The 8584-nt window shown below is 60.8% G+C and carries 10 protein-coding genes and 1 pseudogene; 7 read left to right on the top strand and 4 right to left on the bottom strand.

What is annotated here, in order from left to right; all coding sequences use genetic code 11:
• A partial coding sequence (locus tag AADA04_RS10175; RefSeq protein WP_340693155.1) for a zinc dependent phospholipase C family protein occupies positions 1-971 on the bottom strand: 971 nt, incomplete at its 3' end.
• Between the two features lie 116 nt (positions 972-1087).
• Positions 1088-2428 (bottom strand): acyl-CoA dehydrogenase family protein, encoded by a 1341-nt coding sequence (locus tag AADA04_RS10180; RefSeq protein ID WP_340693156.1) that lies wholly within the window; start codon positions 2426-2428, stop codon positions 1088-1090.
• A gap of 250 nt (positions 2429-2678) precedes the next feature.
• Here AADA04_RS10180 and AADA04_RS10185 point away from each other — a divergent pair, with 250 nt between their 5' ends.
• Positions 2679-2975, top strand: coding sequence for a hypothetical protein (locus AADA04_RS10185; protein WP_340693157.1), 297 nt, complete (start codon positions 2679-2681; stop codon positions 2973-2975).
• 76 nt (positions 2976-3051) lie between these two features.
• On the opposite strand, the gene AADA04_RS10190 is transcribed toward AADA04_RS10185, so the two are convergent.
• Both AADA04_RS10190 and AADA04_RS10195 read right to left on the bottom strand, forming a co-directional pair.
• Positions 3052-3444 (bottom strand): VOC family protein, encoded by a 393-nt coding sequence (locus tag AADA04_RS10190; protein ID WP_340693158.1) that lies wholly within the window; start codon positions 3442-3444, stop codon positions 3052-3054.
• A gap of 15 nt (positions 3445-3459) precedes the next feature.
• Positions 3460-3846 (bottom strand): DUF302 domain-containing protein, encoded by a 387-nt coding sequence (locus tag AADA04_RS10195; RefSeq protein ID WP_340693159.1) that lies wholly within the window; start codon positions 3844-3846, stop codon positions 3460-3462.
• A gap of 161 nt (positions 3847-4007) precedes the next feature.
• On the opposite strand from AADA04_RS10195, the gene AADA04_RS10200 reads away from it, so the two are divergent.
• From AADA04_RS10200 to AADA04_RS10225, 6 genes and pseudogenes are all read left to right on the top strand, one after another.
• Positions 4008-4910, top strand: coding sequence for a haloalkane dehalogenase (locus tag AADA04_RS10200; protein WP_340693160.1), 903 nt, complete (start codon positions 4008-4010; stop codon positions 4908-4910).
• Positions 4911-4912: 2 nt separating this feature from the next.
• The gene (locus AADA04_RS10205) at positions 4913-5305 is read left to right on the top strand and encodes a hypothetical protein (protein WP_340693161.1); all 393 of its coding nucleotides are present in this window, start codon (positions 4913-4915) and stop codon (positions 5303-5305) included.
• Complete coding sequence (locus AADA04_RS10210; protein ID WP_340693162.1) at positions 5302-5727, top strand: NUDIX domain-containing protein; 426 nt, start codon at positions 5302-5304, stop codon at positions 5725-5727. Before AADA04_RS10205 ends, AADA04_RS10210 begins: the two co-directional genes overlap by 4 nt.
• A gap of 18 nt (positions 5728-5745) precedes the next feature.
• Positions 5746-6363 (top strand): YdcF family protein, encoded by a 618-nt coding sequence (locus AADA04_RS10215; protein ID WP_340693163.1) that lies wholly within the window; start codon positions 5746-5748, stop codon positions 6361-6363.
• 156 nt (positions 6364-6519) lie between these two features.
• Positions 6520-8112 (top strand): phosphoenolpyruvate carboxykinase, encoded by a 1593-nt coding sequence (locus AADA04_RS10220; RefSeq protein WP_340693164.1) that lies wholly within the window; start codon positions 6520-6522, stop codon positions 8110-8112.
• Positions 8113-8227: 115 nt separating this feature from the next.
• Positions 8228-8584, top strand: a pseudogene (locus AADA04_RS10225) (acetyl-CoA C-acyltransferase); the annotation flags it as partial.

An 8584-nucleotide genomic window follows, 5' to 3' on the forward strand; every position in this document is an offset into this window, starting at 1 on the left:
TCCACAGGTTTCACCCGCGCGCTGCCAAGCGGCGCAAGCTCCTGCGCGTCGAGCTGCTTCAGCGGCACACGCAGCACCTGTTTCGCATGCAGCTTGCGGATCGCCTTATCGTCGTCGGGCAATGTCTTGACCACTTTGCCGGTCTTCTGGAACTCGGCATACATGCGCTCGACCTGGCGGCGGTCGCCCACATCCGCGATTTTTCGTGACAGTTTGCGAAGCGGAATATCCAACGTCTCGATATAGCCCTGTATCGTCAGGTTCACCTTGGGCGGCGCCACGGCCGCCTCTTCGATGGCACGCGACATCAGCGTCGCCATGCCCGCTGTCGCATAGGCGACAAGGTCGGCGACGATCTCCAGCATGGTCTCATCGAGCCCAGCCGGCGGATCCTTTATGCCCACGTCGAGATCATAATGGTCAATGAAGGTCTGGTAGTGGGGATGCGACCGCTCTGCGCCGGCCCGCACCATGTCGGACACGAAACCCACGCCATTCGGCACATGGATTTCCGGATAGCCATTCGCCTCGATGCGCGCCGAGATTTCGTCATTGGACTTGGCGATGCTCCATTCCACGGCGCGGTGGATGGCGCCCTCTTCCTCGGTCTGGCCAGTATGGAAGGGCTGCAGCGGATCGGCATAATAATGGCTCAGCACGCCCAGCGCATAGGCTGCCTCGCTCCACTTCTTGCGCGAAAGCAGGTCGACAGCCGTGGCATACCATTCCGTGGCCTTGTCACGCGCGCCGCCCCACTCGCCCTCGGAAATGTGCAGGACGTGATTGCGGAAATCCTTGAAGGTCGTGTCAGGCGCTTTCGCGCCTTTCAACAAGTGCTCATGATGCACCAGGAACAGCGACTTCCACTTTTCCGCCTCATCCGCACCGATCAGGTCAAGCGCATTGAACGCGATATGGTGATGTGTCGACGTGCAACGGTGCGCACGGATCACCCGTTCGAGCAGGGACATGGCGGGAACTCCAGTGTGGTGAATCTTTCACCGACTCTGCCCCCACGAAAGTTACCGTGAAATTAACCCTTTGCCGCCCGGCGGGGATTTGCCTCCCGCCGGGTGCAATTTGGTATCTAGCGAACCGCAAAATCCGTCGGTTCGGTGCTCTTGCCCTTGGCGTCTTTTTCGCCGCGGGGTTGGCCATGCTTTTGCGCGCCCATGAAGCCGAAAAGGTGCCCGGCAACCTTGCGCATCTGGATCTCTTCCGACCCCTCGGTGATGCGATAGCGACGGTGGTGACGATAGATGTGCTCGAACGGCTTGTGACGCGAATAGCCCATCCCGCCATGGATCTGCATCGCGCGGTCGGCGGCGTTGCAGCACAGCCGGTTTGCCCGGTAGTTGCACATCGACACCTTGTCAGACAGCTTGATCGCAACTTCCGGCTTGGACATCTGATCCATTTCCCACGCCGTCTTGAAAATCAGCAGCCGGAGCATCTCCGCTTCCGCTGAAAGTTCCACGATCGGGAACTGGATCGCCTGGTTGGTTGACAGCTTCTTGCCGAACGGCGCGCGCGTGTTCGCATAGTCGATCGACTCGTCAATGCAGTAGAGGGCGGCGCCAACCGAGCTCGCGGCCTGGCGAATGCGGTTCTCGTGCACGAAGTGCTGCGCCAGCGACAGGCCGCCTTCCGGCGGGCCGAACACGGCGCTGTCTGGCACCCAGACATCCTTGATCGTCAGGCGGGGGTGGTCGGTCGGCATGTTGAACGTCCACATGTATTCGAGAATCTCGATGCCCGGATCGTCTGCCGGCACGAGCAGGCAAGTGATGCCGCGCGCATCGCCGTCCTCGCCGCTGGTGCGGACAAAGCACATCATGTGCGTGGCATGGTGCATGCCGGTGATCCACATCTTCTCGCCATTGATCAGCCAGCCGTCCTTGCCGTCTTTCTTGTGGCGGACAGCACGGGTTTCCATATGCGTCGCGTCAGAACCATGATCCGGCTCGGTCAGGCCGAACGTCGCGCGGAACTTGCCCTCAAGGGCCGCTGTCGCGAGATGCTTCTGGTCGTCGCGGGCAAAGTCGCGCAGCATCAGGATCTGCGGCATGTTGCCGACGATGGAATGCTCGTTCTGCAAATCATTGTGCAGGCCAAGGCCCTTGCGCGCGAGATGTTCGCGGATGATCGCCATGGCGAGGTTCGAACCGTTCTGGCCGCCATATTCCTTCGGCAAGCCATACCGCAAGTGTCCCGCTTCGTCCGCGAGGCGTCGCGCCTTGCCCAGCAGCTCTTCCCATTCCTTGCGCGGCAAGCCCTGGTTCTCGAAGTCCGTGCGGGCCCATTCGCGCCGATGGTCGAAGAAGCGGATATTGTCATCCTGCTGTTCGAGCGGCTTGATCTTGTCTTCGATAAACTGGTCGAGCACGACCAGGTAATCGCTGATATCCTGCGGAATATTGAAGTCCATGATGTCTCTCTCCCGGGCGTATGCCTCTGTTCTTTCATCCACTCTAACTCAGGCGTGGGCGGGGGCAATTTGTGTCGTAGGGGCAACTGCGCCGCCGATCGATTTCCGCTCGGGGAATTTGATCGATTCTGCATTCTGAACACTTGACCAAATATTCAGCGTTTGGTAGTCATTGGGGTGAAGGGGGTGTTTGCCCTTTCTCCACCGCGTTGCACGCTCATCATGAACCCCGAACGAAAGGCACCCTCCCATGCTACGTTCCGCCCTTATCAGCGCCGCCGCTCTGGCGCTCGCCGCACCTGCTCTCGCTGGCACATTCGTGTTCGAAACAGCTGCCCCTGTTGCCGACAAACATGTCATCGCCGAGAGCGTTGTCTGGACCTGCGAAGGCACAACCTGCGTCGGCGAACTCGACCGCAAGAAAGCCTCTGTCCGCATTTGCAAGAAGATCGCCAAGGAAGTTGGCGTCGTCACCGCTCTGCGCAATGACAAATCCGAACTGACGGCCGAAGAAATCGAAGCCTGCAAGGCATCGGCCAGAAGCTAACGCTCTATTCGTTTCGACGAGCCTCTCCTCGGGCCGCCACGGGAAACCGGGGCGGCCGCTTTTTATTGGGCCCCTGTCAGGCCGCTGGCTCGATGGGCTGCCAGAGCTCCACTTTCCGGCCGTCAGGATCCATGATCCAGGCAAAGTGGCCATAGCTTTCGCTCATGGGATCACCCTCGAGTTCAACGCCTTCAGCCTTCACTCGCTCGAGCATGCCGGGCAGGTCGTCGATCATGAGATTCATCATGAAGTCACTGCTTGAAGGCTTGAAGTAATCACTCTCTCCCTTGAACGGCGCCCATATGGTCTGGGCCGCTTTCGGAAACACGCCCGCTGCGCCGGCATGGCTGAAACTGCTGCCACCGAAATCGTCAATCTTGATACCGAGCACGCGGGTATACCAGGCGCGTGTCGCATCGACGTCCTTACACAGAAAAAACAACCCTCCCAGGCCGATCACTTTGGCCATTTCCAGACCTCCTCTTCAGATTTGCGCGATGGCTTCGGCGAGCAGGTCACGCACTTCGCCAGCAACGCGCGTAAGTTCACTATTGTCGATTGCCTGCATCGAGGCCACGGGATCGACGGCGCTCACCTCAACGGCATTTCCCACCTGCCTCAGGATGACATTGCAGGGAAGCATCGCTCCGACGCGCGGCTCGATCCCGATCGCCTGATAGGCCATCTGTGGATTGCAGGCGCCCAGAATGCGATAGGGCGGCATGTCGGCATCCAGTTTCTTCTTCATCGTTGCCGCAACGTCGATCTCGGTCAGCACACCGAACCCCTTGCCCGCGAGGGCAGCTCGCGTGCGTTGGTCAACCGCGTCAAAGCTCGCCCCCGTAATCGTCCGGTTGATCGTGTATGCCATAACGTTCTCCAAAGCGTATTTGCGGTTCGACGTGAACCAGCACGCCTGCCATCCTAGCATATTCATCGCGCGTTATAAGCACGCCTTTGCGATGGCCACCCTGTTGGCATTCGCGGCAGCCTAACGCATGGTGGATTCAAATTCAGACCAGAGGATTCCCCATGCCCCTCGACGCCAAGCGCACACCTGATGCCCGCTTTGAAAACCTGCCCGGTTACGATTACGCGCCGCATTATGTGGATGACCTTCCGGGGTATGAGGGCCTGAGGGTCCACTATGTCGACGAAGGCCCGCAGGATGCCGTCCGCACCTATCTCTGCCTGCACGGCGAGCCGTCCTGGGCCTATCTGTATCGCAAGATGATCCCGGTCTTTCTCGACAGTGGCGCCCGGGTTATCGCGCCTGACTGGCTGGGCTTTGGCCGGTCCGACAAGCCGGTCGATGACGCGGTCTACACGTTCAACTTTCACCGCAACATGATGCTGGAACTGATCAAACGCCTGGACCTGAAGACTGTCACGCTTGTCTGCCAGGACTGGGGCGGCCTGCTTGGCCTGACAATCCCGATGGATATGCCCGACACATTCGAACGGCTGATCGTCATGAACACGGCCATCGCCACCGGCGTGTCTCCCGGCGCCGGCTTCGACCAGTGGAAAGCCTATGTGCGCAGCCAACCGGACCTAGACGTCGCGGCCCTGATGAAGCGCGGCACGCCCATCCTGTCCGATGCAGAAGCGGCGGCCTATGGCGCACCTTTCCCGGACGCGACTTACAAGGCTGGCGTGCGCACCTTCCCGGAACTGGTCATGGTCGCGCCCGGCATGGAAGGCGTCGACATCTCCAAACGTGCTGCGCACTGGTGGGCGAATGATTGGTCGGGTGACAGTTTCATGGCGGTCGGCGCGCAGGACCCGGTGCTCGGCCCGGCGCAAATGGAACAGCTGCGCCAGACCATCCGCGACTGCCCGGAGCCGATGATCGTCGCCGATGGCGGACACTTCGTTCAGGAATGGGGCGAGCCCATTGCGCTGGCCGCCCTGCAATCCTTCGGGGAACTCTAGAGATGCTGGACGTCTTCGCCGCATTCAATGCCGACGTCGCCACCCAGCCGCAATGGATCCAGGTCTGGCTCAATGTCCTGGTCGGAGTGCTGGCTTTGTCGATCCCGTTCAGCTTCGTCCGGGTCGAGGCGCGCTGGACGCTGCTTGGCCTGGTCGTCGGCGCGGGGGGAGTCCTGTTCCTTTACAGCCAGTTTGGCTACAGCCGAATCCTGGGGCTCGGACATGTGGTGGCCTGGACACCGCTCGTTGCCTACCTGCTCGCCCGCCGGTCCCATTGGCGTGTGCCTGAAACATGGGCCGGAAAATGGATTGTTGTGGCAGTCGCAGTCCTGCTCGTGTCACTGGCCTTCGACTATGTCGACGTGATCCGCTGGCTGCTCGGCGACCGCGCATGACAGCCTATCCCGAGACAGGATGTGGCGCGGCCATTTTCGATGACGCAGGCCAGCTATTGCTCATCCAGCGCCTCACCGAACCCGAAGCCGGTGCATGGGGCCTGCCGGGCGGCAAGATAGACTTCGGTGAACCCGCCCGCGAAACGGCGCGGCGGGAAATTGCCGAAGAGCTGGGAATCGGGATTGCCGTCACCGGGCTCGCCTGCATCGCAGAAATCCTGGACGGCGGCGACGGGCGCCACTGGGTCTCGCCAATTTTTTACGCCCGCATCGTTTCGGGCACACCGCGCCTGATGGAGCCTGAAAAACATGGCGGTTTTGGCTGGTACCGTCTCGACGCCCTGCCGACGTCCCTCACCACCCCCACGCACGCCCTGCTCGACGCGCTCAAAACTACACCTGTCCCCTCGCCCGCGTCCTGAATCCTGCTAAGAAGCGGCATGAGAAAACTGCGATTCCTGTTGGTGCGGCTGTTGGTTGCGGACCTGTTGGCAACGCTCGTCTTTTTCGGCCTGACCCGTTTCGTCGATCAGACCGGAAAGATCACCCATGGTGCAGGTGTCGTTTTCTATTCCGACTCGCCCAAGGAAGCTGACGCCCGTATCGACAAGGGCATTGCCCTGCTCGAGGCGGGCAAGGTCGACCGGCTGGTGATGGTCGGCGGGCATCGCCCACAGGAAGGCATCGTCGGCAGCCAGGACATGGCACTCACCGCCATCCGCCGGTCCGGATATGGCGCCCGTATCATGGCAGACGTCTCGTCGCGCGATACGATTTCCGGCCTTAAGACACTCGCCAGCCAGCCCGGTTTAAACAATGCCGAGCAACTCGTGTTCGTCTCCAACTGCATGCACCTGCTGCGCGCCAGGATCATCTACCAATCCGTCACACAGGGCGGCCCGAACGCGCGCACGGCCTGCGCAAAAGCCAGCCTGAATCCGGTCGATATCTGGAAACGCGCACACTATGAGGTGGGCGCGTGGACTGTGTACGTCCTGCCTGAATCCTGGCGCGATGCCGTGCTGGATCGATTGCGGGGCAAGCCATCCGACGGATGATCGCGACAGGCAAATTCATCCCAGATCCGGTATGTTAGCGCTAATACTGCTTCAAACTGTTCATGTCGCAGGCATGAATGTTGCAAATTTTTGGTCCCTGCCATTTAGTGGCTCATTCTAATTCGCCCGAGCGCCGAACAAAATTCCGAGGAAACCATGAGCGATACCGTAGCCATTCTTGCCGAATTGGGCGTGCGCCCGAAATCCATCCGGAAAAACTGGAAAGAACCACGCCTATACGAAACCTCTATTGCAAATGGGGAATCCCACGTCGCAAACGGCGGCGCGCTCGTGGTCGAAACCGGACAGCACACGGGCCGCTCGGCCAAAGACAAATTCACTGTCCGCGACGCGACCACCGAAAACACGGTCTGGTGGGACAATAATGCCGCGATGACCCCGGCGCATTTCGACGCGCTGCTGGCAGACTTCACGACGCACCTCGCCGGCCAGGACATCTTCGTCCAGGAACTCTTCGGCGGCGCCGACCCCGATCACCGCCTGCCCGTGACTGTCGTCACTGAATTCGCCTGGCACTCGCTGTTCATCCGCCACCTCCTCCGCATACCCACGGATGCAGAATACGCGAACTTCAAATCCGAGTTCACGATCATCAATTGCCCGAGCTTCCGCGCCGATCGGGCCCGTCACGGAACGCGCTCGGAAACCGTGATCGCCGTGAACTTTGCCAAACGCATGGTCCTGATCGGCGGCACGTCCTATGCGGGCGAGACCAAGAAGTCGGTCTTCACCGCCCTCAACTATTACCTGCCGGTCAAGGGCGTCATGCCGATGCACTGCTCGGTCAACACGTCAGAGAAAGATGACGCCGCAATCTTCTTCGGCCTGTCCGGCACCGGCAAGACGACACTGTCGGCCGATGCCAGTCGCATCCTGATCGGCGACGACGAGCATGGCTGGTCGGAAAACGGCCTCTTCAATTTCGAGGGGGGCTGCTACGCCAAGATGATCAAGCTGTCAGCGGAGGCCGAGCCTGAAATCTACGCGACCACGAAACAATGGGGCACCGTCCTCGAAAATGTCGTGATGGATCCGGTCACTGGCGAGCTTGATCTCGACGATGGCACGCTCGCCGAAAATTCGCGTGGCGCCTATCCGATCTCCGCCATCCCCAACGCGTCGCTGTCCGGTCGCTGCGGCCAGCCGAAGAACCTGGTCATGCTCACCGCCGATGCTTTCGGCGTGATGCCGCCGATTGCCAAGCTCACGCCGGCGCAGGCCATGTACCACTTCCTGTCTGGCTACACCGCCAAGGTCGCCGGCACCGAGAAGGGCGTCACTGAACCGACAGCCACCTTCTCCACCTGCTTTGGCGGACCGTTCATGCCGCGCCATCCGTCCGAATACGGCAACCTGCTGCGCGACCTGATCGGCAAGTATGACGTCGATTGCTGGCTGGTCTCGACCGGCTGGACAGGCGGTCCCTACGGCCAGGGCAACCGCATGCCCATCAAGGCAACGCGCGCCCTGCTCAATGCCGCCCTCGACGGGTCGCTGAACAAGGCGACGTTCCGCAAGGACGAGACGTTCGGCTTCCTGGTGCCCACGGACCTTCCCGGCGTCGATTCCAAAATCCTTGATCCACGCTCGACCTGGGCCGATCCTGTCGCCTATGACCGCCAGGCCGCAAAGCTCGCCGACATGTTCGTGGCAAACTTTGCCAAGTTCGAGACCTATGTCGACGAATCCGTGCGGGACAGCGCCCCAAAGGCCAAAACACCTGCCTGACGGTGCGATTTCTTGACCTTGACGTTAAGGGAAGGCTAGCGCCTTGCGCGCCAGCCCGTTAGTGTGCGCCGCAACATCACAAAATATATCGAGTATTCTTTGGAGGACTTTCTAAATGCGTGAAGCAGTCATCGTATCCACCGCACGGACCGGCATGGGCAAATCCAGCCGTGGTTCGCTCAATGACACCCACGGCATCACAATGGCCGGCCATGCCATCAAGAGCGCCCTCGAGCGCGCTGGCGTCGAAGGCGCCGCTGTCGAAGACGTCTTCCTCGGCACCGCGCAACCCGAAGGCGCCACCGGTCACAACGTCGCGCGCAACGCCGCCCTCTGGGCCGGCTGCCCGTCGACAACCTCCGGCGCCACGATCAACCGTTTCTGCTCGTCAGGCCTTCAGGCCATCGCCAACGCATCGCACACGATCATCAACGAAGGTGCAGCTGTCACGGTTGGCGGCGGCGTCGAGAGC

The organism is Hyphomonas sp., from assembly GCF_037969335.1.
Taxonomy (GTDB): Bacteria; Pseudomonadota; Alphaproteobacteria; order Caulobacterales; family Hyphomonadaceae; genus Hyphomonas.

Excerpts from the sequence above, each read along its gene's own strand:
- AADA04_RS10180 (WP_340693156.1), bottom strand. The coding sequence starts at position 2,428 with ATGGACTTCAATATTCCGCAGGATATCAGCGATTACCTGGTCGTGCTC.
- AADA04_RS10185 (WP_340693157.1), top strand. The coding sequence starts at position 2,679 with ATGCTACGTTCCGCCCTTATCAGCGCCGCCGCTCTGGCGCTCGCCGCA.
- AADA04_RS10190 (WP_340693158.1), bottom strand. The coding sequence starts at position 3,444 with ATGGCCAAAGTGATCGGCCTGGGAGGGTTGTTTTTTCTGTGTAAGGAC.
- AADA04_RS10195 (WP_340693159.1), bottom strand. The coding sequence starts at position 3,846 with ATGGCATACACGATCAACCGGACGATTACGGGGGCGAGCTTTGACGCG.
- AADA04_RS10200 (WP_340693160.1), top strand. The coding sequence starts at position 4,008 with ATGCCCCTCGACGCCAAGCGCACACCTGATGCCCGCTTTGAAAACCTG.
- AADA04_RS10205 (WP_340693161.1), top strand. The coding sequence starts at position 4,913 with ATGCTGGACGTCTTCGCCGCATTCAATGCCGACGTCGCCACCCAGCCG.
- AADA04_RS10210 (WP_340693162.1), top strand. The coding sequence starts at position 5,302 with ATGACAGCCTATCCCGAGACAGGATGTGGCGCGGCCATTTTCGATGAC.
- AADA04_RS10215 (WP_340693163.1), top strand. The coding sequence starts at position 5,746 with ATGAGAAAACTGCGATTCCTGTTGGTGCGGCTGTTGGTTGCGGACCTG.
- AADA04_RS10220 (WP_340693164.1), top strand. The coding sequence starts at position 6,520 with ATGAGCGATACCGTAGCCATTCTTGCCGAATTGGGCGTGCGCCCGAAA.